The 25040-nt window shown below is 73.6% G+C and carries 22 protein-coding genes; 9 read left to right on the top strand and 13 right to left on the bottom strand.

The features are described 5' to 3' along the window. Positions 1-255 precede the first annotated feature (255 nt). From ACFWJ4_RS33860 to ACFWJ4_RS33850, 3 genes are all read left to right on the top strand, one after another. A complete protein-coding gene (locus ACFWJ4_RS33860; protein ID WP_380551089.1) occupies positions 256-1062 on the top strand; it encodes a TIGR03084 family metal-binding protein in 807 nt (268 codons plus the stop codon). Positions 1063-1101: 39 nt separating this feature from the next. Next, complete coding sequence (locus tag ACFWJ4_RS33855) at positions 1102-2472, top strand: FAD-dependent oxidoreductase (RefSeq protein WP_380551086.1); 1371 nt, start codon at positions 1102-1104, stop codon at positions 2470-2472. Between the two features lie 127 nt (positions 2473-2599). Continuing rightward, positions 2600-2968, top strand: coding sequence for a YciI family protein (locus tag ACFWJ4_RS33850; protein ID WP_380551084.1), 369 nt, complete (start codon positions 2600-2602; stop codon positions 2966-2968). A gap of 93 nt (positions 2969-3061) precedes the next feature. Here the strand turns inward: ACFWJ4_RS33850 and ACFWJ4_RS33845 are convergent, their stop codons facing one another. Together ACFWJ4_RS33845 and ACFWJ4_RS33840 are read right to left on the bottom strand one after the other, a co-directional pair. Beyond that, a complete protein-coding gene (locus tag ACFWJ4_RS33845; protein WP_380551081.1) occupies positions 3062-3706 on the bottom strand; it encodes a dihydrofolate reductase family protein in 645 nt (214 codons plus the stop codon). A gap of 150 nt (positions 3707-3856) precedes the next feature. Beyond that, positions 3857-5443, bottom strand: a complete 1587-nt coding sequence (locus ACFWJ4_RS33840) for an MFS transporter (protein WP_380551078.1) — start codon at positions 5441-5443, stop codon at positions 3857-3859. A 211-nt stretch (positions 5444-5654) separates the two neighbouring features. Between ACFWJ4_RS33840 and ACFWJ4_RS33835 the strand changes: the two genes are divergently transcribed. Both ACFWJ4_RS33835 and ACFWJ4_RS33830 read left to right on the top strand, forming a co-directional pair. Next, positions 5655-6017, top strand: coding sequence for a YciI family protein (locus ACFWJ4_RS33835; protein ID WP_380551075.1), 363 nt, complete (start codon positions 5655-5657; stop codon positions 6015-6017). A 4-nt stretch (positions 6018-6021) separates the two neighbouring features. Continuing rightward, positions 6022-7272 (top strand): RNA polymerase sigma factor, encoded by a 1251-nt coding sequence (locus ACFWJ4_RS33830; protein ID WP_380551072.1) that lies wholly within the window; start codon positions 6022-6024, stop codon positions 7270-7272. Positions 7273-7282: 10 nt separating this feature from the next. On the opposite strand, the gene ACFWJ4_RS33825 is transcribed toward ACFWJ4_RS33830, so the two are convergent. The 11 genes from ACFWJ4_RS33825 to ACFWJ4_RS33775 all read right to left on the bottom strand — a co-directional run bounded on the left by ACFWJ4_RS33825 (position 7283) and on the right by ACFWJ4_RS33775 (position 19700). Beyond that, positions 7283-8671, bottom strand: a complete 1389-nt coding sequence (locus ACFWJ4_RS33825) for an alkaline phosphatase family protein (protein WP_380551069.1) — start codon at positions 8669-8671, stop codon at positions 7283-7285. Next, positions 8668-9786, bottom strand: coding sequence for a metabolite traffic protein EboE (eboE, locus tag ACFWJ4_RS33820; protein ID WP_380551066.1), 1119 nt, complete (start codon positions 9784-9786; stop codon positions 8668-8670). The genes ACFWJ4_RS33825 and eboE overlap by 4 nt, the downstream gene beginning before the upstream one ends. After that, positions 9783-10643, bottom strand: coding sequence for a TatD family hydrolase (locus ACFWJ4_RS33815; protein WP_380551063.1), 861 nt, complete (start codon positions 10641-10643; stop codon positions 9783-9785). The genes eboE and ACFWJ4_RS33815 overlap by 4 nt, the downstream gene beginning before the upstream one ends. Beyond that, on the bottom strand, positions 10640-11347 hold the full coding sequence (locus tag ACFWJ4_RS33810) for an EboA domain-containing protein (RefSeq protein WP_380551060.1): 708 nt from the start codon (positions 11345-11347) through the stop codon (positions 10640-10642). The genes ACFWJ4_RS33815 and ACFWJ4_RS33810 overlap by 4 nt, the downstream gene beginning before the upstream one ends. Then, positions 11344-12243, bottom strand: a complete 900-nt coding sequence (locus ACFWJ4_RS33805; protein ID WP_380551057.1) for a sugar phosphate isomerase/epimerase family protein — start codon at positions 12241-12243, stop codon at positions 11344-11346. Before ACFWJ4_RS33805 ends, ACFWJ4_RS33810 begins: the two co-directional genes overlap by 4 nt. Further along, complete coding sequence (locus ACFWJ4_RS33800) at positions 12240-13154, bottom strand: SCO3242 family prenyltransferase (protein WP_380551054.1); 915 nt, start codon at positions 13152-13154, stop codon at positions 12240-12242. The genes ACFWJ4_RS33805 and ACFWJ4_RS33800 overlap by 4 nt, the downstream gene beginning before the upstream one ends. Next, positions 13151-14317 (bottom strand): inositol-3-phosphate synthase, encoded by a 1167-nt coding sequence (locus ACFWJ4_RS33795; RefSeq protein WP_380551051.1) that lies wholly within the window; start codon positions 14315-14317, stop codon positions 13151-13153. Before ACFWJ4_RS33795 ends, ACFWJ4_RS33800 begins: the two co-directional genes overlap by 4 nt. 63 nt (positions 14318-14380) lie before the next feature. After that, the gene (locus tag ACFWJ4_RS33790) at positions 14381-15661 is read right to left on the bottom strand and encodes a PQQ-dependent sugar dehydrogenase (protein WP_380551048.1); all 1281 of its coding nucleotides are present in this window, start codon (positions 15659-15661) and stop codon (positions 14381-14383) included. A gap of 676 nt (positions 15662-16337) precedes the next feature. Next, positions 16338-17927, bottom strand: a complete 1590-nt coding sequence (locus ACFWJ4_RS33785) for a PQQ-binding-like beta-propeller repeat protein (protein ID WP_380551045.1) — start codon at positions 17925-17927, stop codon at positions 16338-16340. Positions 17928-18058: 131 nt separating this feature from the next. After that, positions 18059-19216: an epoxide hydrolase family protein gene (locus tag ACFWJ4_RS33780; RefSeq protein ID WP_380551042.1), complete on the bottom strand. Its 1158-nt coding sequence runs from the start codon at positions 19214-19216 to the stop codon at positions 18059-18061. A 70-nt stretch (positions 19217-19286) separates the two neighbouring features. After that, complete coding sequence (locus ACFWJ4_RS33775) at positions 19287-19700, bottom strand: SgcJ/EcaC family oxidoreductase (RefSeq protein WP_380551039.1); 414 nt, start codon at positions 19698-19700, stop codon at positions 19287-19289. Positions 19701-19962: 262 nt separating this feature from the next. On the opposite strand from ACFWJ4_RS33775, the gene ACFWJ4_RS33770 reads away from it, so the two are divergent. From ACFWJ4_RS33770 to ACFWJ4_RS33755, 4 genes are all read left to right on the top strand, one after another. Continuing rightward, complete coding sequence (locus ACFWJ4_RS33770; protein WP_380551036.1) at positions 19963-21141, top strand: acyl-CoA dehydrogenase family protein; 1179 nt, start codon at positions 19963-19965, stop codon at positions 21139-21141. Between the two features lie 87 nt (positions 21142-21228). Further along, positions 21229-22461 carry a cytochrome P450 gene (locus tag ACFWJ4_RS33765; protein ID WP_380551033.1) on the top strand — a complete coding sequence of 411 codons (1233 nt, stop codon included), beginning with the start codon at positions 21229-21231 and terminating at the stop codon, positions 22459-22461. 21 nt (positions 22462-22482) lie between these two features. Beyond that, complete coding sequence (locus ACFWJ4_RS33760; protein WP_380551030.1) at positions 22483-23502, top strand: alcohol dehydrogenase catalytic domain-containing protein; 1020 nt, start codon at positions 22483-22485, stop codon at positions 23500-23502. A gap of 54 nt (positions 23503-23556) precedes the next feature. Beyond that, the gene (locus tag ACFWJ4_RS33755; protein WP_380551027.1) at positions 23557-25011 is read left to right on the top strand and encodes a multicopper oxidase family protein; all 1455 of its coding nucleotides are present in this window, start codon (positions 23557-23559) and stop codon (positions 25009-25011) included. The last annotated feature ends 29 nt before the right edge of the window (positions 25012-25040 follow it).

Below are 25040 nucleotides of genomic sequence, written 5' to 3'. Positions count from 1 at the left end.
GGGCCCCCCCCCGGCCCCCCCCCCCCCCCCCCCGCGGCCCCCCCGCCCTGCCGTGTTCCGCCGCAGGGGCGGACGCACGGGGGTACGGACACGCAAGGGGACGGGAGCGCGGCGGAGCGGGCCGAGCGCTCAGCACGAGCAGAGAAGCCCGCCGATCTGCGCCCGGCCGATACTGGGCTGGCCCCCGATCCGACGCCCCGCAGCGCGCGTCGAGACGGCGTCGGCATCCGGATCCCCCCTACGGAAGGAACAGGCATGCCCGACTCGCAGGACGTGATATCCGCACTGGCGGCGGACGGCGACGCCGTCGAAGCCCTGGTGGTGAACCTGGCGGACGCCGACTGGACGCGGCCCACGCCGGCGCCCGGCTGGACCGTCGCCCACCAGATCGCCCACCTCGCGGCCACCTTCAAGCTGGCGGGAACGGCCGCGGGCGACCCCGAGGCGTTCAAGGCGATGGTCGCGGGCGTCGGACAGGACTTCGACGGCGCGGTGCAGCAGTCCCTCAAGCCCTACCTGGCCTCCGGCACGCCCAAGCTCCTGCTGGAGCGCTGGAACGCCGAGCGCCGGACCGCCGAGCAGGCCCTGGCGGCCGTCCCGGCCGGCCAACCGGTGCCGTGGCTGGTCCGCCCGCTGCCGGCGCCCGTCCTGGCCGCCGCCGGGATGATGGAGCTGTTCGGCCACGGCCAGGACATCGCCGACACCTTCGGAGTGCAGCGCGAGTACACCGACCGGCTCCGCTACCTGGTCGAATTCGCGGTCCGCACCTGGGACTTCGGCTACCAGGCGCGCGGGCTCACGGCGCCCGACACCGAGTTCCGCTTCGAGATCACCGCCCCGTCGGGAGCCCGCTGGGAGTTCGGCCCCGCCGACGCGGAGCAGCGCGTCAGTGGCCCCGCCGCCGACTTCTGCCTGCTGGTGACCCGGCGCCGGCACCGCGACGACCTCGCCCTGACGGCCGAGGGCGAGGACGCCGACGTCTGGCTCGACCTCGCCCAGGCCTACCGCGGCCCGGCCGGGGACGGCCGCACCCCCGGCCAGTTCCGGCCGTCCGGGAACTGACCGCCCCACCCGTCCGGTCAACCGAGAGAGGGGACCTTCATGGCCACCCGTACCGACGAATGTGCCGTGGTTCTCGGCGGAAGCATTGCGGGCCTGCTGGCGGCCAGGGTGCTCTCCGAGTCCTATCCGAGGGTCGTGATCGTCGAACGCGACAAGATCCTCGGGGTCCGCGGTCCGCGCCGCGGCGTCCCGCACGGCAACCACGCCCACGGGCTGGTCGCCCGCGGCCACCAGATCATGGAGTCGCTGTTCCCGGGCCTCACCGACGAGTTGATCGCCGCAGGGGTGCGGCCCGGGGACTTCAGCAACGACATCCAGTGGTACTTCAACGGGCTGCGGCTGAGCCCCGCCCGCACCGGCCTGCCGTCCGTGCCCGCCACCCGGCCGGTGCTCGAGTACCACCTGCGCGAGCGGGTGCGGGCGCTGCCGGAGGTGTCGTTCCTGGAGGAGCACGACATCGTCGCCCCGGTGACGGACGCCTCCGGACACCGGGTCACCGGGGTCAGGGTGCAGGCACGCACCCCCGGGGCCGAGGAACAGACGCTCTCCGCGCACCTGGTCGTCGACACCACCGGCCGCGGCTCGCGGACCCCGCGGTGGCTGGCCGACCTCGGGTACCAGGCGCCGCCGGAGGAGCGGATCGAGATCGACCTGGCGTACACCACCCGCCACTACCGCCTGGAGAAGGACCCGTTCGACAGTGACATCGCCATCATCCCGGCCGCCACGCCCTCGCACCCGCGCGGAGCGTTCTTCTACCGGGTGCCCGGCGACGACAACCAGGTGGAGCTGTCGGTGACCGGGCTCCTGGGCGACCACCCGCCCACCGACCCGGAAGGGTTCCACGCCTTCGTCCGGTCGCTGCCCGTCCCCGAGATCTACGAGACGATCCGCGACGCCGAACCCCTGGACGAACCGCTGCGCTTCCGTTTTCCGGCCAGCGTCCGCCGGGACTTCCACCGGCTGGAGCGCTTTCCGGCCGGACTGCTGGTGATGGGCGACGCGATCTGCAGCTTCAACCCCGCCTACGCCCAGGGCATGACCTCGGCCGCCCTGCAGGCGCTGGTGCTGCGCCGGCACGTTGCCGGGCGGCGGCTGCCCAGGCCCCAGGCGTACTTCCGGGACATCGCCCGCGAGATCCGCTCCCCGTGGTCGTTCGCCGCGGTGACCGACCTGGGCTACCGGGGCGTCAAGGGCAAGCGGAACCTCCAGACCGCCCTGGTCAACCGGTACGCCGCGCTGGCGCAGCGGGCGGCGGTGCACGACCCCCGGGTGACCGACGCGCTGGTGCGGATCGCCGGGCTGGTGGCCTCCCCGCAGTCCCTGATGCGCCCCCGCACCCTGCTGCGGGTCCTGCGCGCCGCCCGTCGCCCGGTGCCGCCCTCCGCCTTCGGCGTACCGGCACCGTGAAGCGGACGTCGGCGATCCGATTGGGTCGGGAAAAGGTTTTTCGCGACCATGTCGAGAACGGCGCGTCGGCGCCGACCAAGAAGTGGAGGGGGCGCAGCGAGCGCCTCACGTCGCAGGGAGCGGAACCATGAAGTACCTGATCATGATGTACCCGAACGCCGAGGTCCTGGACGCACTGTCGGAGGAGGAGCGCAACGCCGTCTTCCAGGGCCACGGCGGGTTCATGGAGAAGATCAAGGAGACCGGCGAGTTCGTCGGGACCCTGGCGCTGGCCGGCACCGAGCAGAGCTCCGTGGTGCGTGTCCGTGGCGGCGTTCCCGCGGTGACGGACGGCCCGTACGCCGAGGCCAAGGAGTACGTGGGCGGGGTCTACATCATCGAGGTCAAGGACCAGGAGCGTGCGCACGAGATCGCCGCGATGATCCCGGACGCCGCGGTGGAGGGCCTCGGCATCGAGGTCCGGCCGATCGTCTTCAGCGATGGCCTGGCCGCCTGACCGGCTGTCGACGAGGCCGGCGCGGGACCTTCGGGACCCGCGCCGGCCTCGTTCTTCCCCGGCCTCGTTCCTCCCCCCGGGGCGGGTCGGTGGTCATCGCCTCCAGAACAGGAGGTGGGTGACCCCGCTCGGGCTGGGCACCACGTCGAGGTGGAAGCGGTCGAGCAGTTCGGTGTGGCTCCGCCAGAGCCGTTCCCCCCGGTCGAGGTCGACGGGCGCGACGGCGAAGTGCATCCGGTCGATCAGGTCGGCGTCGAGGAACTCGCGGACGGTGGTGACGCCGCCGGTGATGCGCACGTCCCCGTCCCCGGCGGCCTCCCTCGCCTGCTCCAGGGCCTCGGCCGGCTTCGCCTCGATGAAGTGGAAGGTGGTGTCGGCCAGGGTGAAGGACGGGCGCGCGTGGTGGGTGAGCACGAAGACCGGCGCGTGGAACGGCGGGTTGGCCCCCCACCAGCCCTTCCACTCGTGGTTCGGCCAGGGCCCGCGCTGGGGACCGAACTTGTTGCGTCCCATGATCACCGCGCCCGGCGGGCGGGCGTGGTCGCGGGTCAGGTAGTCGTCCAGGCCGCGGGTGCCGCCGGGGTCGACGCGGTTCACCCAACTGGCGGTGGCACCGGCCCAGGAGAAGAGGGCGGCCGGGTCCGCGTGGCCGAAGGGCCGTTCCAGGGACTGCCCCTCACCGGTGCCGAACCCGTCCCGTGACACGTTGAAGCACTGCACCGTCACCAGCTGCGTCATGCCCTCCACACCTTTCCTCGGGGGTGTTGCGGGCCGTCCGTACAGCCGGATGCCCGTGCCCCCAACGACCGTCGTGGAGTCGGGGGCACGGGCATCGTGGGCCGTCCGGGTGACCGCCCCGCGCGGACCGGGCGGGCGCGCCGGGCGCGGTCAGCCGGTCGCGGGGACGGAGTCCTCGCTGGGCTCGGGGGCGCCGGCGGCCGCCTGCTGGCCGGTGGGCGGCATGTGCCGGAGCAGGGCGACGACCAGGGCGGCGGTGGCGACCAGCAGGACGCCGGAGATGGAGACCACCGTGTGGAGTTCGTCCGCGAAGGCGGCCCGGGCGGGCGTGAGGAGAGCGTCGGCGAGCTGGCCGGAGAGGGATCCGGCGGCCTCCTGCGCACCGGCGAGGGAGTCCTTCGCGGCCCGGACGGTGTCGGCCGGCAGGCCGTCGGGCAGGCTGAGCGAGCCGCGGTAGACGGCGGCGCCGATGCTGCCGAGGGCGGCGATGCCGACGGCGAAGCCGAGCTGGCCGCTGGTCTCGTTGAGCGCGGCCGCGGAGCCGGCCTTCTCCATCGGCACGGAGCCCATGACCAGGCCCATGCCGAGGGTGACCATCGGACCGGAGCCGAGGAAGACGATGGCGAAGCCGGTGATCAGGACGGCCGGGCTCGATCCGGGATCCGCCATGGTCATCACCAGCATGCCGACCGTCGCGAGGAGCAGCCCGCCACCGATGAGGTACGCCGGGCGGTAGCGCTGGCCGAGCTTGGGGGAGAGGGTGAAGCCGATCGTGTTGGCGATGATCGCCGGCAGCATCCACAGACCCGCGTGGAGCGGGTCACGGCCGTACATCAGCTGCAGTGTCTGGGTGACGAAGAACATCACCGCGCCGGTGAGCATGGTGCCGAGGAACAGGCTGATCAGTGCCGCCGAGAAGGTGCGGTGGCCGAACAGGCTCAGGTCGAGGAGCGGGTTCGGCAGCCGGCGCTGGCGGTGGGCGAAGAGGATGCCGAAACCGATGCCGACCAGCACGGCCGCGATCGGCAGCGCCTGCCAGCCGTCCCTGGCGATCTCCTTGAGGCCCCAGACGGCGAGGAGGACGGCCGCCATGGACTCCAGCACGCTGATCAGGTCCAGGCGTCCGGCGTCGGGGTTGCGGAACTCGGGCAGGAACACCGGGCCCAGCACGAGCAGCAGCACCATCGGCGGGACGCCGATCAGGAAGGCCGAGCCCCACCAGAAGTGGGCGAGCAGGACGCCGCCGATGATCGGGCCGATGACGGCGCCGGCCGAGAAGCACGCGCCCCAGATGCCGAAGGCGGCACCGCGCTGCTTGGGGTCCTGGAACATGGTGGTGATCAGCGAGAGGGTGCCGGGCGCGAGGGTGGCGCCGGCGATGCCGAGCAGGGCGCGTGCCGCGATCAGCATGGTGGGGTTGACGGCGTACGCGGAGGCGATCGAGGCGAGGCCGAACGCGCCGGCGCCGATCAGCAGGAGCCGGCGCCGTCCGATGCGGTCGCCGAGCGACCCCATGGTGACGAGCAGGCCGGCGAGCATGAACGGGTAGATGTCGGTGATCCACAGCTGTTGCACGCCGCTGGCGTGGAGGGAGTCCGACAGGCTGGGCAGGGCCAGCAGCATCACGAAGACGTCGATCGAGACCAGCAGGGCGGGCATGGCGAGGACGGCCAGCCCGATCCATTCCCGCCGTCCGGCCCGGGGCGCGGGCTCGCCGGGGGGTGTGGTGTCACTCATCACGGGGTCCTTCCGGATTTTTCGGGGCACTCGGCGTCCGCGGGTGCCGTCACACCCGGTACGTCGGACCAGCCGGTACGGTCTCGACATCTCCGGCGGAAACTCGGGCGAAGGGACGCGATCTCGGCTTGGATGTCGAGTGCGGGCCGCCCGCGGCGACGTCTCAGGTGCAGAGATCGACCCGCCGCGCGAGGGACCAAGGAATGATGAGATGAAGTACATGCTGTTGATCCACATGAACCCGGCCGTCTGGGACGGCCTGTCGGAACGGGAGCGCAACGAGGTCTTCTCCGGACACGCCACGTTCGAGCAGAAGATCCTCGACTCCGGCGAGATGGTGATGACCCAGGCCCTCGCCGATCCGTCCGGCAGTGCCACGGTCCGGGTCCGCGAAGGCCGGCCCGCCGTCACCGACGGCCCCTACCTGGCCGCCCAGGAGTTCCTGGCCGGGTACTACCTGGTCGACTGTGCGTCCAAGGAACGCGCGATCGAACTGGCCGGCCTGATCCCCGACGCCCGCTACACCGGCATCGAGGTCCGTCAGGTCGTCTTCGAAGCCGATACGGAGAGCTGAGCCGATGAACCACGACGTCCGGGTCGAGGACCTGCTCCGATCGCTCGCACCGCAGGTCCTCGGCGCGGTCGTCCGCCGCTACGGGCACTTCGACGCCTGCGAGGACGCCGTCCAGGACGCCCTGCTGGCAGCCGCCGTCCAGTGGCCCGAACAGGGGGTCCCCGGCAACCCCCGGGCCTGGCTGATCACCGTGGCCGCCCGCCGGGTGATCGACGGGCTGCGCAGCGAGCAGGCCCGCCAGCGCCGCGAGGCCACCGTCGCCGCGCTCACCCCGGCCGACGAGACGGTGACGCCCGGGCCGGGCGAGGAGCCCAAGGCGGCCGAGCAGGACGACGTGCTCACCCTGCTGTTCCTGTGCTGCCACCCCTCGCTCACACCCGGCTCGCAGGTCGCGCTCACCCTCCGGGCCGTCGGGGGTCTGACCACCGCGCAGATCGCGCACGCCTTCCTGGTCCCCGAGGCGACCATGGCCCAGCGGATCAGCCGGGCCAAGCAGCGGATCAAGTCCACCGGGTCGTCGTTCCGGATGCCCCCGCAGAGCGAGCGCAAGGAGCGGCTGGGGGTCGTGCTCCAGGTGCTCTACCTGATCTTCAACGAGGGCTACACCACCACCAGCGGCCCCGACCTCCTGCAGCCCGAGCTGGCGCGCGAGGCCATCCGCCTCACCCGTGAGCTGCACCGGCTGCTGCCCGAGGAGGGCGAGGCGGCGGGCCTGCTGGCGCTGATGCTGCTGACCGACGCGCGCCGGCCGGCCCGCACCCGGCCCGACGGCAGCCTCGTCCCGCTCGCCGAACAGGACCGCTCGGCCTGGGACCAGTCCGCGCTCAAGGAGGGGCTGGCGCTGATAGCCGAGACCCTCCCGCGGATGGTGGCGGGGCCGTACCAGGTGCAGGCGGCCATCGCGGCCGTGCACGGCGAGGCCGTGCACGCCGAGGACACCGACTGGCCGCAGATCATGGCCCTGTACGAGGTGCTGGAGCAGATGGCCCCCGGCCCGATGGTGACGCTCAACCACGCCGTTGCCCGCGCGATGGCCCTCGGCCCGGCGGCCGGGCTCGAACTGCTCGCGACCCTGGAGGCCGACGGCCGGCTAGCGGACCACCACCGGCTCGCCGCGGTCCGCGCCCACCTGCTGGAGATGAACGGCGACCGGGAGGCCGCCCGGAACAGCTTCCGGGAGGCCGCCCGGCGCACCGGCAGCATCCCCGAGCGCCGCTACCTGGAGACCCGGGCCGAAGCGCTGAACGACCGGTGACGGCCGCTCGTCAGCGGCCCAGGCCCTGGAGTCCCAGCAGCAGCTCGGGGACGTCGGTGGCGCCGATCGCGCCGGCCGCGTCGAGGACGGGCCGCCAGGCCGGGTCGGAGCAGATCAGCACCGGGCCGTCGGCGGGCGAGTCCGGCAGGCGGCCGTGCGAACCGCGGACCCAGGAGGGGTCCAGCGGCACCACGTTCATGGTGTGGCGCAGGCCGAGCTTCTTGCGGGCCAGGCCGAGCGCGGCCCGGGCCCTGGCCAGCGGGTCCGCCGGGTCGAAGAACAGCTCGGCCGGGTCGTAGCCGGGCTTGCGGTGGATCTCGACGGACCGCGCGAAGTCGGGGGCCCGCGCGTCGTCCAGCCAGTAGTAGTAGGTGAACCAGGCGTCGGGGTCGGCCACCGCCACCAGTTCGCCGGACCGGGGGTGGTCGAGGCCGTGGCGGGCCTGGTCCGCGCGGTCCAGCACCTCGGCCACGCCGGGCAGCCGGAGCAACTGGTCGCGCACCTTGGGCAGGTCCGCCTCGTCGGGGACGTACACGTGGGCGATCTGGTGGTCGGCGACGGCGAAGGCCCGGGAGGCCCACGGGTCCAGGTACTCCATCCCGGCCTGGGTGTACACCTCCAGCAGGCCCTCCCGGCGCAGTTCGCGGTTGATGTCCACCGGGCGGCGGACCGGGGTGATGCCGTACTCGCCGAGCGCGACCACGGTCGCGCCGGACTGCTCCGCCTGCTCCAGCAGCGGTGCCAGCTCGGCGTCCACCGCCCGGGCCGCGGCCACGGCCTGCGGCGCGTCGGGCCCGAAGCGCTGGAGGTCGTAGTCCAGGTGCGGGACGTAGACCAGCAGCAGGTCGGGCCGCTCGGCGGCGAGGATCCGGCGGGCCGCCGAGACGATCCAGCGGCTGGAGGCGATCCCGGCCGTCGGGCCCCAGTACTGGAAGAGCGGGAAGGGCCCCAGCTCGGCGGTGAGTTCGTCGCGCAGCGCCGCCGGCCGGGTGTAGCAGTCGGGCGACTTGCGGCCGTCGGCGTGGTAGACCGGGCGCGGCGTGACCAGCAGGTCGGTGGTGGCGCCCATGGCGTACCACCAGCAGACGTTGGCCACCCGGTAGCCGGGATGCCGGGAGCGCGCGGTGTCCCACACCTTCGGTGCCCGGACCAGCCGGTTGTGCTGGCGCCAGAGGTGGATCTCCCCGAGCTCGCGGAAGTACCAGCCGTTGCCGACGACGCCGTGCTCGGCGGGCAGCCGGCCGGTGAGCAGCGTGGACTGCACGCTGCAGGTGACGGCGGGCAGCACCGTGCGCAGCGGGGCGGACCCGCCGCGCTCGGCGAGCCGGGTGAGGTTGGGCATGTACGGCAGCAGGCGCGGGGTCAGGCCGACCACGTCCAGCAGGACCACGGGTTTCAACGGTCCGCCCTTTCACCGATCAGTTCGCGCTCGGCCCAGGTGAGTTCGGCGGCAATCCCGGCCGGGATGTCCACGGGGGCGTCGGCCGGTCGCCCGGGCAGCACCGGCCAGGTGTAGGTCTCGACCTCGATCACCGTCCGCTCCCGCACGGCCGCCACCGCCCGGCGGAGCACATCGGTGGTGGCGCGCAGCGGCGCGGGGGGCGGGGCGTGCAGCGGCACGTGGAAGTGCACCCGCCAGGGCCACCGGCCGGGCAGCCGCTCCAGCGCCTCCGGCAGGTCGTCGGCCGTGAGTACCCGGCCGGAGCCGTCCGACTCCCGCACCTGGTGGAGGTAGCGGGGTTCGGCATAGTCGGCGAGCAGCCGGCGGGCCGCCGGGTCGTTCGGGTCGTCCACGTGCAGGGCGGCCGAGGCCTGGATCCTGACCACCCGCAGGCCGGCCCGTTCGACGGCGGCCACCGTCCGCTCCGGGTCGGCGAAGGAGACCGCCAGGTGACAGGTGTCCAGGCAGAGGCCGACGAATTCGAGGTCCGCGCGGGTGGCGAGCCAGCCGACGGCGTCCTCGACGGTGTCCAGCACGCAGCCCGGTTCCGGCTCGACGGCGAGCCGGATCGGCCGGCCCGCCCGCGCCGAGACCGTGCGCAGCGCCGCCGCCGTCCGGCGCAGCGCCTGCTCGGCGGCCCGGTCCGCGGCGGGGGACCACGGACTGCGCCAGGCCAGCGGCAGCGTGGAGATGCTGCCGCCCTCGGCGTCGTCGGGCAGCAGGCCGGCCAGCACGGTGGCGCAGTCGGCGGTGTAGGCGGCGCGGGCGGGTTCGGTCCAGTCCGGCCGGTACACCGCGTGCTTGACCACCCGCTGGTGGAAGCCGCCGTAGGGGAAGGCGTTCAGGGCGAGTACGGACAGGTCCCGGGCGTCCAGTTCGACCCGCAGCCGGCGGAGCAGGGACGGGTCGGCGGCCAGTGCGGAGGCGGCGTCGGCGGCCAGCCACAGGCCCAGCCCGAGCCGGTCGAAGCCGGTGCGCTCGCGGATCGGAACTGCGCAGGTGTCGAGCTGCCGGAGGATGCCGGGCAGGTCCTCGGCCGGATGGACGTTGGTGGAGTAGCAGAGCCGGTTCACGATCCGCCCCGGAGTACCGAGTTGCCCGCGAAGGAGGCGCCGTCGGCGTCGTCCTGGAGCCCCTCGTCGAGGACCAGCCGCCCGCTGCGGCCGTAGAACTCGACGGGGTTGCGCCAGAGCACGGTGTCCACGTCCGCCGCGGTGAAGCCGGCCGCCAGCATGGCCCGGCCCACCTTGTGCGTCTTGAGGGGGTCCGAATTCCCCCAGTCGGCGGCCGAGTTGACGAGGATCCGGTGGGTTCCGTACTCCTGCAGGACGGCGACCATCCGGTGCTCGTCCATCTTGGTGTCCGGGTAGATCGAGAAGCCCATCCAGCAGCCGGAGTCGGCGACCGTCGCCACCGTGACCTCGTTGAGGTGGTCCACCAGGACGGCGCCCGGGGCGATGCCGGACTCGCGGACCACGTCCAGGGTGCGGCGGGTGCCGGCGTGCTTGTCCCGGTGCGGGGTGTGGACCAGGACCGGCAGCCCGTGGTCGACGGCCAGCTCCAGCTGACGGGCGAACACCTCGTCCTCGGCCCTGGTCATCGAGTCGTAGCCGATCTCGCCGACCGCGACCACGCCGTCCTTGCCGAGGTAGCGCGGCAGGACGTCCAGCACCTCGACGCAGCGGGGGTCGTTGGCCTCCTTGGGGTTCAGGGCGAGCGCGCAGTTGTGGCTGATCCCGAACCGGGAGGCCCGGAACCGCTCCCAGCCGAGCAGGCCGTCGAAGTAGTCGGTGAAGGACCCCGGGTTGGTACGGGGCTGGCCGAGCCAGAAGGCCGGCTCGACCACCGCCCGGACACCGGCCGTCCGCATGGCCCGGTAGTCGTCGGTGGTGCGCGAGGTCATGTGGATGTGCGGGTCGAAGATCCTCATGACCAGGCCTCCTGCGGTCGCGGCGGGACGAGGGCCAGCAGGACGCTCATGCCGAGCAGCACGCGCAGGTCGGAGCCGATCTCCCGGCCGGCCGCCCGCCGTTCCTCGGCCAGGTCGCGGGCCATCCGCAGCAGCTCGGCGTCGGTGCGGGCGACCAGCTCCGCCACGGCGCCCAGCGGCACCTCGGTGAACAGGCACTTCAGCACGCCGTGGCGCCACTGGTCCTGCTCCAGGTGCCGCGCCGCGAAGGGGCCCATCGCCGCCGCGACCAGCCGCGGATCGTTGGTGCGCAGGCCGTCGGCGACCAGCTGCAGGCCGAGCCGGCGCACGCCGTCCGGCAGATCCGGCAGCGCGCGCAGCACCCCGCGCCGCTCGGCGGCGTCGCCGTGCCGGTAGAGCTTCTCGACCTCGGCCGCCAGGACCGCCCCGGGCAGGGCCCCGGCCAGCACCGCGAGCAGCCGGGCCCGGGCCCGGTCGTCGACCGTGCCGTGCACCAGCCCCTGCGGGTCGGCGTCCGGCCGCACCGGCCCGCGCCCGACCATCCGGCCGGCCAGCGGGAACTCCTGGTGGATCGTGCCCGGCCACTCGCGGACCCGGCGCTCGGCGCAGGCCAGCCAGTCCTCCTGCGGGTCCGGCGACAGGGCCGGCCGGCTCCCGCCGTAGACGCTGGTTTCGAGCCAGCGGTGTTTCTCGGTGTCGGTCATGATGGGCGGTCTCCGATCGTGGACGACGCCGGCGCACCCGTGTGCGCCGGCGGAACGGAAACGGTCTCCTGGGCCCGGCGTATCGCCGCCAGGGCCGTTCGTGCGGTGGTCGGTGCGGCATGGCTGTGCCGGGGCAGTTCGACCGCCGCGACGCCGGTGTAGCCGATCCCGTCGAGGGCGGCCAGCGTCGCGGCGAGATCGAGTCGCCCCTGCCCGAACTCCAGGTGCTCGTGGACGCCCGGAAGCATGTCGTCCAGCTGGACGTTGACCAGCAGCCCGGCCGCGCGCCGGACGCACTGCGCGGCGTCCACCGGCTCCACGGCCACGCAGTGCCCGACGTCGAGGGTGATGCCGAGGGCGTCGGGCTCGCCGAGCTCGCGGCGCAGGTCGAGCGCCTGGTCGAGGTGCTGGACGACCATGCCGGGCTCGGGCTCCAGGCCGAGCCGCACGGCGCGGCGCTGCGCCTCGGCCAGGACCGGGCCGAGGTGCTCGACCAGCCGTGCGCGGTTGGTCCGTGCGTCCACCCCGGGCTCGCTCACGCCGGACCAGAAGGACACGCAGTCGGCGCCGAGCGACTCGGCGATCCGGACGGCGCGGAGCAGGAAGTCGATCCTCGGCCCGGCGTCCCCGGACACCAGCGTGGGGTGGTGCTTGCGGTACGGGTCGAGCAGGAAGCGCGCGCCGGTCTCGACCACGCAGCGCAGGCCCGCGGCGGAGAGCAGCGCCGCCAGCCGGTCGGTCTCCCGGGCCAGGTCCGGGCCTAAGGGATCGAGGTGGTGGTGGTCGAGGGTGAGGGCGACCGAGGTGTAGCCCAGGTCGGCGATGACCCGGATCGCGTCGGCGAGCCGGTGGTTGGCGAAGCCGTTGGTGCCGTACCCGACGGCGATCGCGCTCACGTCGGGCTCCTGCGGGTGGACAGCCGGCGGGCCAGCGGAAGGGCGCCCAGCACCAGCGCGGCGGCCGGCAGCGAGCCCAGCCGTGCGGCCAGCCCGGCCTGCAGCGGCACCATGCCGTGGATCCCGGCCACCGTCGCGGTCCGGACCGCCGCCGCCGTGCCGCCCGCCGTGCCGCCCGCCGTGCCGTCCGCGGTCCGTCCGGTGGAGCGTGCCGGGCCGGCGGCGAGCTGGGCGGCGCCGGTGGTGGCCGCGTACCCCAGTGCGCAGAGCGCCCCGGCCGTGCGGTGCCGGGCCGAGGCGGCCCGGCCCGTGCCGGCCAGCAGGGCGGTGACCGCGGTGGCGGCCACCGCCAGCCGGGCATCGGCGGAGCGGCCGCCGTGGACCTCGCCGCGGGACAGCGCGGTCACGCCCAGAGTGTGGGTGGCCAGCGCCAGCGCCGGGACGCCGGCCGCCCGCCAGTGCCCGGATCCGGCGCCGAGCAGGACGTCCAGGCCGCGGCAGGCCGCCATGCCCAGCGGGGCGGCGGGGGTCGGCTTCAGCACGGTGTCGTACGCCCACACCGCCGCGGTGAGCGGAACGGCGATGCGCAGCGCGTCGGCCCCGCCCGCGAGACCGGCCAGCGCCAGCCCGGTGGCGCCGAGCCCGGCCGCCGCGGCGAGCGCGGCCCCGGGCGTGATCCGGCCGGACGGGACGGGGCGCTCGGGGCGCTCCAGCGCGTCGACCGCCCGGTCCGCCCAGTCGTTCAGCGCCATCCCCGACCAGTACAGGGCGACGGAGGCGAGCGGCAGGGCCAGCCGCCGGCCGCGCAGCGGACGGCCCGCGGCGACCGCGCCGGCGACGGTGTCCCCGAGGACGGTGAGCGCCGCCGGTGCCCGGACCAGGTCGAGCCACGGACGCAGGGCGACCCTCATCGGGCCACCTCGATCCGCCGCACCCAGGACACCAGGTCCTGTTCCTGCTGGGCGAGCCGGTGCTCGTCGCTGCCGAGCGGGTCCTTGAAGAAGAAGGCCAGCGCGCCGAGCGGCCCGGACTCCCCGGCCGCGTGCGCACCGGCCACCAGCCGGGCGAGGTCGAGGACCAGCGGCGCGGCCAGCGCCGAGTCGTAGCCGTCCCAGCTGAGCTGCAGGCTCATCGAGGTGCCGAGGAAGCCCTCGAAGGAGACGTGGTCCCAGGCGACCTTGCGTTCGCCGAGGTCGGGGACGTGGTCGATGTGCAGCGGGGCGGTGACCTCCCCGCCGAGCAGCGCGGCCAGACCGCGGGTCTTGGACTCCAGCTTGCCCTGCGCGCGGCCCGCCACCCCGAGGTTGGCGCCGTCCCCGCCGCCGAGCAGGTTGGTCCCCGACCAGGACCGCACCCGCAGCCCGCGGGCGAGGAACATCGGTGCCAGCACGCTGCGCAGCAGGGTCTCGCCGGTCTTGCCGTCGCAGCCCGCGTACGGCAGGCCGTGCCGGTCGGCCAGCTCGGTGACCGCCGGGATGCGCAGGCCGGGCGACGGGGTGAAGTCGACGTACGGGCAGCCGGCCGAGAACGCGGCGTACGCGGAGAGGGCGGCCGGGCCGAGCACCCGGCGCCCCTCCTGGGCGAGGGCGCGGTCCAGGGCGGCCAGGTCGGCGTGTTCGGGCAGCGGCCGGAGCGGGGGCTCGGTGGAGGAGACGTTGACCACCACGACCCGCTCCAGGCCGTGGGAGCGCCGGAAGTCCGCGAGGTCGGCGGCGAGCCGGTCCGCCGCCTCGGCCTGGGTGGCCGGGGCGTCGTCGTCCGGGTCGTGGCCGCGGCGGATCTCCCGGTCGGCGGCCGCGAGTTCCTCGGCGACCGCCGCCGGGAGCCGACCGGGCAGCACACCCGCGGCGGCGAGTTCCTCCGCCCGCTTGCCCAGCGGGGTGGGGACGAGGTCGTGGCCGCCGGTGACCAGCTCGGACCAGCCGGGGAAGACGCCCGGATCGAGGTCGAGCCGCTCGCTGACGCTGCCGGTCGCGGGGACGAGCCCGGCCCGCAAGGCGGCGAGGCCGCAGACGGCCGTGGTGGCCACCGACCCCCTGCCGCCGACCAGCCAAAGTCCGGTCCTGCCTGCCATGGTGCGACTCCCTTTCGGTGAGGAGGAGATGACGCGTTCCAGGGCGTGTCTGTCAGACACGCCCTAGGACTGGTCCCAGCCCGCCCAGCGCCAGAGCCGGCCGGTGCCCCGCCGGGACTCGACGCCGTGGTCGGTCATCTCGAACTCACCGAAGTCCAGGATCAGCAGCGCGTCGTCGCCCGGCGCGAAGCCGACATCGATCGGCCGGTGCAGCTCGGGACCGGACGGCAGGCCCCGGGTGGACCAGTCGGTCGGGTCGACCAGCAGCAGGTCGCGCCCGAGCTGGGGGCCGCCCGGCGGCAGGGTCATCGGCGCCTCGTCCCCGAACAGCGTGACCACCAGCTGTCCGGCCAGCGGGGAGCGCGGGGGCGCCACGGCGAACTTGGTGGCCGCGACGTGCGACTCGAAGTCGAGCACCGGGCGCTCGGGCGGCGGGAGTTCGCCGTGGTTGGCCAGCAGGAAGGTCGGCTGCGGGCCGCGGGTGGGCTTGAACGCCGGGTCCGTCACCGGGATGCCGCCGATGAAGTCCGGCCAGCCGTACCAGGCGCCCTCGCGCACCTCGAACAGCAGGTCGGGGGCGTTGCCGATCGGCCGGCTGCCGCGGTCGTCGGCGCCCTGGTCGACCGCCAGCAGCCGGCCGTCCGGCAGGAAGCCCAGGCCGAAGGCGTTGCGCATGCCCCAGGCCACCAGCTCCAGGTTGCCGCCGTCGAGGTCGCAGCGCAGCACGGCCGCGCTGCACGGCAGCCCGGCCGGTATCCGCTGCCCCGGCTGGGTCGCGGTGCCGAACGGGACGAACGCGCCGGTGGTGGTCCGGGCGCCGGGCCGGCCGGCCAGCGGGTCGTCCGTGGTCACGTTGAAGCCGGTGAGCTCGATGTCGAGGCCGGGGATGTCGTACGAGTGCGGAAGCCGTCCCAGCCAGCCGAGTTCGTAGGCGTCCAGCCCGATGATCCCCAGGTTGGACATCGCGCCCTGGGCGAAGTACAGCTTCCCGTCCCGGCCGGCCACGGCCATGTCGATGTGGTAGTTGCCGGGCCCCGGCATGCCGTCGACGATGACGGTCCGCTGCCCGTCCGGGCCGATCCGGGTGATCCGGCCGGCCCCGCCCTCGGAGACGTACAGGTGGTCCTGGTGCCAGAGCAGTCCGGTCACCGGGGCGGCCAGGCCGTCGGCGATCAGGGTGCGTGACGAGGAGTCGGTTCCCGGGCCCAGACGCCAGATCCGGCCGCCGGGGGCGGCGCCCCCGAAGGGCAGCCCGGACTCGGCCAGATACACCTGGCCCGCGTTGTCGAAGGTGAGGCTGGTCGGGAAGTCCAGCCCGTCGGCCAGTACGGTGGGTGATTGCACCACGGTTCCTCCACGGTCGTGCCCACAGAAGATCCGCCGCCCCTGTTCGGTCGGCGACGGGTCGATGTGTAGCAGCGTCCACGAAGCATGGTCAAGAACCGCCCGAGCGCTCGCCGTTGGCCGTGTGATTTTCGGCATGGGCAATGAATGCGCAGGTCAGGCGGTATCTGAGGGCCGTGGGAAGCGGGCCGGATCGGGGTCGTGGGGCCGGCTGGGCACCGCACGACACGAGAAGTCCCGGGCACTCCCGCGCACCGGTGACGGGCCCTGCGCGGATGTCGTCCACGGGTGGGCCGGAGTCCGGACTGCCGCCTCGCAGTCACTCTCGGTAGTTCCTGGCGGGCTCCCTTCCCCGTCGTGGTGTGAGCCGACGGCCGCCGGGGAGGGCGTCCACTCCTTCCCCGGCGGCCGCGACCGTGTCGAGGCACCGGGGCCCCGACCGCCGGGGTCCAGGCCCGGCACTTGGTAGACGAAGCCGAGCGCCGCGGATCGACATCGGACGGCAGAATTTTCGGGAGATCTTCTGTCGTGCCGCCCGGGGCGGGGGGCGCGCCGCATGCCGCTCCGGCGCGCGGCGGAACGCACGCACGACGGCCACCGGCGCGGCGGGGGACGCCGGGCCGGTGGCCGTCGTGTCAGGAGCGGTGGGAGAAGCGGGGCGGTACGCGGGACGTGGTCAGAGCGAGTAGGCGACCAGCTCGAACGAGGGGTTGGTCGAGAGCCCCGGGGCGCCCGCACCGACCAGGAGCAGGTTGCCGCTCACCGCCGGGAAGGAGATGATGCCGGCCGGTGTCCTGGCCGTCCACAGGGTCGCGCCGGTGGCGGTGTCGAACCCGTAGACCTGGCCGTCGAAGGTGGAGGTGAAGACCACGTCGTTGGCCACCGTGGCGGCACCGAGCGCCATCTGCGGCAGGTCCCGCTGCCAGAGCACCTTGCCGGTCGCCACGTCGGCGGCGGTGAGACCGCCCCGGCCCGCGGCGTTGTCGGGCAGTTCCAGCCCGCCGGTGGCGCCGAGCTTGCTCGGGTTGTCGACCCAGGGAACGAAGAGCCGCCCGCGGGAGAGTGCCATCGGCGTCTCGATGCCGCCGATGATGCCGGGCAGGACGGTGACCGGGGTGTCCGGCAGCGGGCCCTCGTCGTTCAGGTGGGTGCCGACCGGCAGGGTCCACAGCGGAGTTCCGTCGTCGGCCCGGTAGGCGAAGACCTTGCCCATCTTGCCCGCCGTCACCACGACCTCGGTGGGCACCCCGCGGACCTTGGTGGTGGTCACGATCGGGGGTTCCTGGAGGTCGTAGTCCCGCAGGTCGTGCGGTGCGGCCTGCTGGTACCAGAGCAGCTTCCCGGTCCTGCTGTCGAGTGCCAGCAGGCAGTTGGTGTAGAGGTTGGGGCCCGGTCGGCTGCTGCCGTTGGGGTACTCGGGGGTGCCGGGCAGCGGGGCGGGGTTGGCGACGGAGACGAAGAGCCGTCCGTGCTCGTCGAGGGCCGGCGCGTACCAGGTCCCGCCGCCGCTGTTGATCTCCGGGTGGCCCCAGAGGTCGCCGTCCTTGACCGTGTTGAAGCTCCAGCGCGGCTTCCCGGTGGCGGTGTCCAGCGCGAAGATGGTCCCCATGGCGCCCGGCACGTACTTGCCGAAGGTGTTGGGGACGGTGCTGACCACGACGGTGTCCTCGTACACCTGGGGAGCGACGTCGATGCCGCCCTCGCCGGAGGCGATCAGTTCCCGCGACCAGACGGTCCGGCCGGTCGCCGGGTCGAGGGCGAAGACGCCGGTGAACGTGGTGCCGAAGAGCAGGCCGCGCGCGTAGGCCACGCCGTTCGGCCCGACCGAGGGGCTGTTGAAGACGCGCTTCCAGCGGACCTTCCCGGTCTCCTTGTCCACCGCGGTGACGTCGGAGTTGAGACTGATCAGGTAGACCGTGTCGCCCACCACGACCGGATTGGAGGCCATGATGCCGGCGAAGGTCGGGTTGCCCTCCAGCGGGAGCCGCCACTTCACCTTGAGGTTCTTGACGTTGTGGGAGTTGATCGGCGTCCGGGTGACGTCCCTGGTGTTGGTCAGATCCCCGTTGGAGAGGGGCCAGTCCTGTGCGTGGACCGGGCGGCCGTGGCCTTCCGCGGCGGCCTCCGGGCCCGCGGCGGCCCGCTCCGGGGCGGCCATGCCGGGCCCGATCGCCAGCGAGGCGGCGGCCAGCGCCGTCAGCGCCAGCCAGCCGGGTCTGCGGCGGCCGCGCCGCCCAATGTCGCGGGTCTTCAGGATGAAGGACAAATCGACTCCTTTTCCGTCCGGTGTCGTTGCTCGACTCCGGGCCTGGGTGAAACCTGGGTGGGGAGGGAGGGCGGATCGGGTTCCCCGGTCGTCCCGCAGGGGCGCCGGCGGTCTCGTGGAGGTGCCGGCGGTCAGCGCACCCGGCGCGCGAACGCCCGGACGTCGCCGACGAACAGCTCGGGCTCCTCCAGCGCGGCGAAGTGCCCGCCGCGCTCGAACTCGGACCAGTGGGCGAGGGTCGGGAGGATCTGCTCGGCCCAGCGGCGGATCGGCCGGACGGCGTCCTGCGGGAAGACGGCCACCCCGACCGGCGCGGCGAGCGGCCACGGGCCGGCCCAGGTACGGATGAAGTCGGTGTCCAGCCGGTTGGACTCGTAGTAGAGCTGGGCGCTGGAGGCGGCGGAGGCGGTGAACCAGTAGATCGCCGCGTTGGTCAGCAGCCGGTCGCGGGCCACCGCGTCCTCCGGCGCCGTCTCCGCGGCCGTCCACTCCTTGAACTTCTCCACGATCCAGGCGAGTTGGCCAACCGGCGAGTCGGTCAGGCCGTAGCCGACGGTCTGCGGCCGGGTGGACTGGATCTTCCGCCAGCCGGCCCCGTCCTGCTCGAAGTGCGCGGCGAACTCCAGCCGGGCCAGGTCCGCCCCGTCCAGGTTCGCGAACTCGGCCGGGTCCTGCGGCGGGAAGGTGGCGAGCATGTTGAGGTGGACGCCGGCGACGTGCGCCGGATCGGCCAGGCCGAGCTGGAGGGAGACCGGCATGCCCCAGTCGCCGCCCTGGACGAGGTACCGGTCGTAGTCGAGGCGGTGCATCAGCTCGGCCCAGGCCCGGCCGATCCGGGCGGTGTCCCAGCCCGTCTCCCGGGGGCGGCCGGAGAAGCCGTAGCCGGGCAGCGAGGGGATGACCACGTGGAACGCGTCGGCCGGATCGCCGCCGTGCGCCCGCGGGTCGGTCAACGGCCCGATCACGTCCAGGAACTCGACCACCGAGCCGGGCCAGCCGTGGGTGATGATCAACGGCGTGGCATCCGGCTCCGGCGAGCGCACGTGCAGGAAGTGGATGTCCACGCCGTCGATCTCGGTCAGGAACTGCGGGAACGCGTTGAGCTGCTCCTCGGCCTTGCGCCAGTCGAAGCCGGTGCGCCAGTACTCGGCCAGCTCCTTCAGGTAGCCGAGCGGAACCCCGCGCTGCCAGCCCACGCCCGGCAGTTCGCCGGGCCAGCGGGTCGCCGCGAGCCGGCGGTCCAGGTCGTCGAGGGCTTCCTGCGGGATGTCGATACGGAAGGGGCGCATGCCGGGTCCTCTCAGTGGACGCTCGGATCGGAGGTGCGGGCAGCGCGGGCCGGGACCGGCCCGCCGGGTCTCAGGCGGCGATGGGCGTGTTCTGGTACGAGGCGATCCGCCAGTCGGAGCCCTGGCGGGCCAGCACCCAGGTCGCGCGGATCGCCCGCTCGGCCGTCACCTCGGTGTCCCCGGGGGCCAGCACGCCGCCCTGGGTGACCAGCACGGCGACGTCCGCGGCCAGCGGGCGGACCGACACCGGCTCGCCCGTGACCCGGGTTCCCTTGAACGGGCCGGCGAAGGCCTGGGTCATGAACGCGCGGATCGCCTGACGGCTCGTCAGATAGATGTCCCCGGGCAGGATCAGCGTCGCGTCCTCGGTGAAGACCTCGGCGAAGCCGTCGGCGTCCTGGGCGGCCCAGGCCGCGACGATCCGCTCCGGAACGGCGCGCAGCGCGGCGGCTTCGGGGGAGTTGGGCGGGGGAGTGGCGGACATGGCTCTCTCCTTCTCCGGTGGTCCCGGCCGCGATCACGGCGGCCGGGTGACGGCCAGCCTCACACCGGCCCCCGACGGGTGACAACTTCCCGATTGCGATGGATCGTTGGACGCCATGGTGGCCTGGACACGCTCCGGACGCGCCGCAATCCGGGAGATGCGGGCACCCCGCCCGGCTGCCAGCCTCGACAGGGCCGATCAACGACCGCGGCCCGGACGGCCAACCGTCCCGCGCGGGCCGCCCACTTCGGAGGAGCCCCCGATGACAGCCAAGGAATCCCCGTCCAGGGAAGAACTGGTGAGCCGTGCAGCCGAGTTGGTGCCGCTGCTGCAGAAGAACGCGCTGTGGCACGAGGAGCACCGCAGGCTGTCCGACGAGACGCTGGCCGCGCTGACGGACTCCGGACTGCTGCAGATCCGGGTGCCGGTCCGCTACGGCGGCTACGAATCCGACATGCGCACCGCGGTGGACGTGATCGCCGAGCTGGCCCGCGGCGACGGCTCCACGGCCTGGGTCATGGCGGTCTACGCCATCAGCTCCTGGATGGCCGGCCTGTTCCCGGACGAGGTGCAGGACGAGATCTTCGCCGACCCGGGCGTGCGCGTGAGCGGCATCCTCAGCCCGACCGCGGTCGCCGTGCCGGTCGAGGGCGGCGTGCTGCTGAACGGCAAGTGGACGTTCAACTCGGGTGCGCTGCACAGCTCCTGGAACACCAACGCGGCCGTGCTGATGACCCCGGACGGGCCGCAGCCGATCATGGTGGCCGTCCCGCTGGCGGACCTGGAGATCGTCGACGACTGGCACACCACCGGCCTGCGCGGCTCCGGCAGCGTCACCACCGTCGCCACCGACCTGTTCGTCCCCGAGCCGCGGGTGCTGCCGATGGTCCCGGTGCTCCAGGGCCGGCACCGCTCCCTGGCGAACGCCGAATCGCCCATCTACCGGGCCCCGTTCATGCCCACCGCGTGCGCCACGGTGGCCGCGCCGGCGCTCGGGCTGGCCAAGGCCGCCAAGGAGGCGTTCTTCGAGCGGCTCCCCGGCCGGAAGATCAGCTACACCGAGTACGCCAACCAGGCCGAGGCCCCGGTGACCCACCTCCAGGTGGCCGATGCCATCACCAGGATCGACGAGGTGGAGTTCCACGCCCACCGCGCCGCCGGCCTGATCGACACCAAGGGCCCCACCGGCGAGGAGTGGACCCTGGAGGAGCGGGCCCGGATCAGGCTCGACCTCGGTGCCGTCTGCTCGCGCACCAAGGAGGCGGTGGACATCCTCAACACCGCCAGCGGCGGCTCCTCGATCTACACCACCGTCCCGATCCAGCGCATCGAGCGGGACGTCCAGACCCTCAACCTGCACGGCATCCTGCACCCCAACACCAACCTCGAACTCTACGGGCGGGTCGCCTGCGGCCTCGGGCCCAACACCCTCTACCTGTAGCCGGCGCCCCACCGGGCAGGGCCGCACCGAGCGGCCCTGTCCGGCATGCCCTGCCCGCCGTTCCCACCGACCGCCCGGAGGATCCCCATGGCAATCCCCGAACCCGTCGTCATCGACCCCGCCGGACACGACATCCACGCCGAGGGCGCGCGGATCCGGGCGAACGGCCCGGTCGCCCGGATCGAACTGCCCGGCGGCGTGCTCGGCTGGTCGATCACCGACCACGAAACCGCCCGCCAGGCCCTCACCGACCACCGGCTGTCCAAGGACCCGCGCCAGCACTGGACGGCCTTCGCCGAGGGCAGGATCGGCGAGGACTTCCCGCTCATCGGCTGGGTGCTGATGGACAACCTCACCACCCGGTACGGCGCCGACCACACCCGGCTGCGCCGGCTGACCGCCGGGGCCTTCACCCCGCGTCGGGTCGAGGCCATGCGGGCCGAGGTCGAGAAGGCCGTCGACGAGCTGCTGGACGAGCTGGACCGCTGCGAACCCGGCGAGGTGCTGGACCTCAAGGCCCGCTTCGCCCGCCCGATGCCCGCCCGGGTGATCTGCGACCTGTTCGGAGTGCCGGCCGAGGACCGCGCGCAGATGCTGCGCGGCGGCGAGGCGAACATCGACACCACCCTCACCCCCGAGGAGTCGGCGGCCAACGTCGAGCAGTGGCACCGGGAGATGCAGGAGTTCGTCGAGGCCAAGCGCCGCAGCCCCGGGGACGACCTGACCAGCGACCTGGTCCAGGCCCAGGAGGAGGACGGCTCCCGGCTGAACGACTCCGAACTGGTCGGCACCCTGCACCTGCTGCTCGCCACCGGGACCGAGCCGGTGATGAACCTGCTCGCCAACGCGACCCGGGCCCTGCTCACCCACCCCGACCAGCTGGCGCTGCTGCGCAGCGGCGCGGTGAGCTGGTCGGACGTGATCGAGGAGACCCTGCGCGTCGAGGCGCCGGTCGCCCATCTGCCCTTCCGCTTCGCGGTGGAGGACATCGAGATCGGCGGCGTCGTCATCGCCAAGGGCGACCCGGTCCTGATCAACTTCGCGGCGGTGGGCCGCGACCGCACCGTGCACGGCGACAGCGCGGACGCCTTCGACGCCGCCCGGCCGGACAAGGAGCACCTCTCCTTCGGCCACGGCGTCTACCGCTGCATCGGCATGCCGCTGGCCCGGATGGAGGCCGAGATCGCGCTCGCCGCGCTGTTCCGGCGCTTCCCGGACATCGAACTCGCCGTCCCCACCGGGGACTTGGCGCCGCAGGTCACCTTCATCATGAACGGCGTGCAGACCCTCCCGGTCCGCCTCACGCCGCGAACCCGCTGACCGGAAAGGGAGGTCCGTCCGATGTGGGCAGCCGTCGTACCCGAGGCCAAGGCGCGCTGGGAACTGCGCGAGATCCCCACCCCCACGGCAGGTCCGGGTCAGGTACTGATCCGGGTCCACGCCTGCGGGGTCTGCCACAACGACCTCTGGGTCAGCCAGGGTGTCTTCCCCTTCCCGCCGCTCGACCCGGTGGTGGTCGGTCACGAGGCCGCCGGGGAGGTCGTCGAGGTCGGTCCGGGAGTGACCACCCGCCGGGTCGGGGACCGGGTCGGCACCACCTGGGTGCAGGCGACCTGCGGCCGGTGCGACTACTGCCGGCTCAACCTCCCGCTCACCGGGCAGTCCGGGATGAACTGCCCGGAGTCGGTGATGAGCGGCCTCACCGTGCAGGGCGGTCACGCGCAGTACGTCGCGGTGTCGGCCGACAGCACGGTGCTGCTGCCGGACGCCCTCTCGTACGATGCCGCGGCGCCCGTGCTGTGCGCGGGATACACCGCGTGGAGCGCGCTGCGCGCCGCGAACCCCGAGCCGGGCGAGCGCGTCGCCGTCCTCGGGATCGGCGGACTCGGCCACCTCGCCGTGCAGTTCGCCCGTGCCGCCGGCTTCGAGACGGTGGCCGTCACCCGCTCGCCGGACAAGCACGAGCTGGCCCGCACGCTCGGCGCGGACCACGTGGTCGCCGACGGCGAGCAGCTGCGGGCGGCCGGCGGCGCCGACGTGGTCCTGGTGACCGGCACCTCCTACCGGGCCGCCACCGAGACCCTCCAGGGACTGCGCCCGAACGGCCGGATCGTGCTCGCCACCATCGACCCGGTCGACTCCTTCACGATCCCGCCCACCAGCCCGTTCTGGGCGCAGCGCCAGCAGGTGATCGGCGCCACCCACAACGGCCTCGACCAGCTCACCGAGGCCCTCGACCTGGTCGCGTCCGGGGCCGTCACGCCGCTGATCGAGACCTTCCCCAAGGAGCGGGTCGCCGAGGCGCTCGAACGGGTCGAACGCGGCGAGGTCCGCTTCCGCGCGGTCGTGACCTACGCCTGACGCACCGGCGACGACCGAATGCGGACGGATCGGGACCGACGTGGGGAGGACACTGTGTACAGACGAAGATTCCTGGGCCTCGCGGGCATCGCGGCGGTGACCGGGGTGGGCCTGCCGGTGGGCGCCGTGGCCGGCGGGGACCCGCCGGCCCCCGTACGGATCGGCCGGGGGGCGCCCAAGGGGCCGTTCTCCGTGCGGATGCCGGTGCCGCCGACGCTGCGGCCGGTGGCGCGGACCGACGACACCGACGTCTACCGGCTCGACGTCCTGGCCGCCGACCTGGAGCTGATCCCCGGCGTCCGGACCAGCTGCCTGACCTACGGCGGCAGCTTCGTCGGCCCGACGATCCGGGCCCGGGAGGGCCGCCGGGTGCTGGTCACCTACCGCAACCGGCTGCCCGAGGCCGTCAACGTGCACCTGCACGGCGGCCACGTCCCGGCCGACAGCGACGGCCACCCGATGCAACTGATCGACCCGGGCGGCGAGCGCCGCTACGAGTACCCGAACCGGCAGCCCGGGGCCACCCTCTGGTACCACGACCACAGCCACCACACGGAGGCCGAGCACGTCTACCGCGGTCTGCACGCCTTCTACCTGATCGAGGGCGAGGACGAGCGCCGGTACGACCTGCCGAAGGACGAGTACGACGTGCCGATCGCGATCCGCGACGCCGAGTTCGACGCCGCGGGCCAGTTGGTCCACGGGGATCCGGCGAAGCGGGACGTGATCCTGGTCAACGGCCGCTCCAAGCCGTACTTCCCGGTGGCCGCCCGCAGGTACCGCCTGCGCCTGCTGAACAGCTCGACCCTGCGGTTCCTGAAGCTGAACTTCGGCTCCCTGCCGGTCCTCCAGATCGGCTCGGACGGCGGTCTGCTGCCCGCGCCGGTCGACCGGACCGGGACGGACTTCCCGCTCGCCGCCGGTGAGCGGGTGGACCTGGTGGTGGACTTCTCCGGGCTGGCGGTCGGCAGCAGGGCCGCGCTCACCAACCAGGGCCAGTACACCGGCGACGACCGGGTCGAGCCGGTGCTGCAGTTCGCGGTGGACCGCCGGGCGCGCGACCGCGGCGGTGTGCCGGCCGTCCTGCGGCCGCTGCCCGAGCTGCCGCCGGCCACGGTCCACCGCGAGCTGACGCTCTCCTTCGACCTGAACGGCACGCCGACCGGCCTGGTCAACGGCCTGTCCTTCGACCCGGACCGGGTCGACCAGCGGATCCGCCGCGGTGCCACCGAGATCTGGACGGTCACCAACGGCGACAGCGCCACCAAGTACGGCCCGATCCAGCACTCCTTCCACCTGCACCTCGTGCAGTTCCGGGTGCTCGACCGGGACGGCCGGCCGCCGCTGCCCGGTGACGCCGGCCTGAAGGACACCGTGCCGCTTCCGCCCGGTACTTCGGTCCGGGTCCAGGCGACCTTCACCGACCACCTCGGCCGCTACATGTACCACTGCCACATGCTGGAGCACTCCTTGGCGGGCATGATGGGCCAGATGGAGATCGTCGACTGATCCGCCCCGACGGCGGGCCGGGCCGGGCA

Origin of the sequence: Kitasatospora sp. NPDC127067 (assembly GCF_042724755.1) — a bacterium.
Classification (GTDB): Bacteria; Actinomycetota; Actinomycetes; order Streptomycetales; family Streptomycetaceae; genus Kitasatospora; species Kitasatospora lactacystinica.
This window is presented reverse-complemented; position numbering and strand designations above follow the sequence as displayed.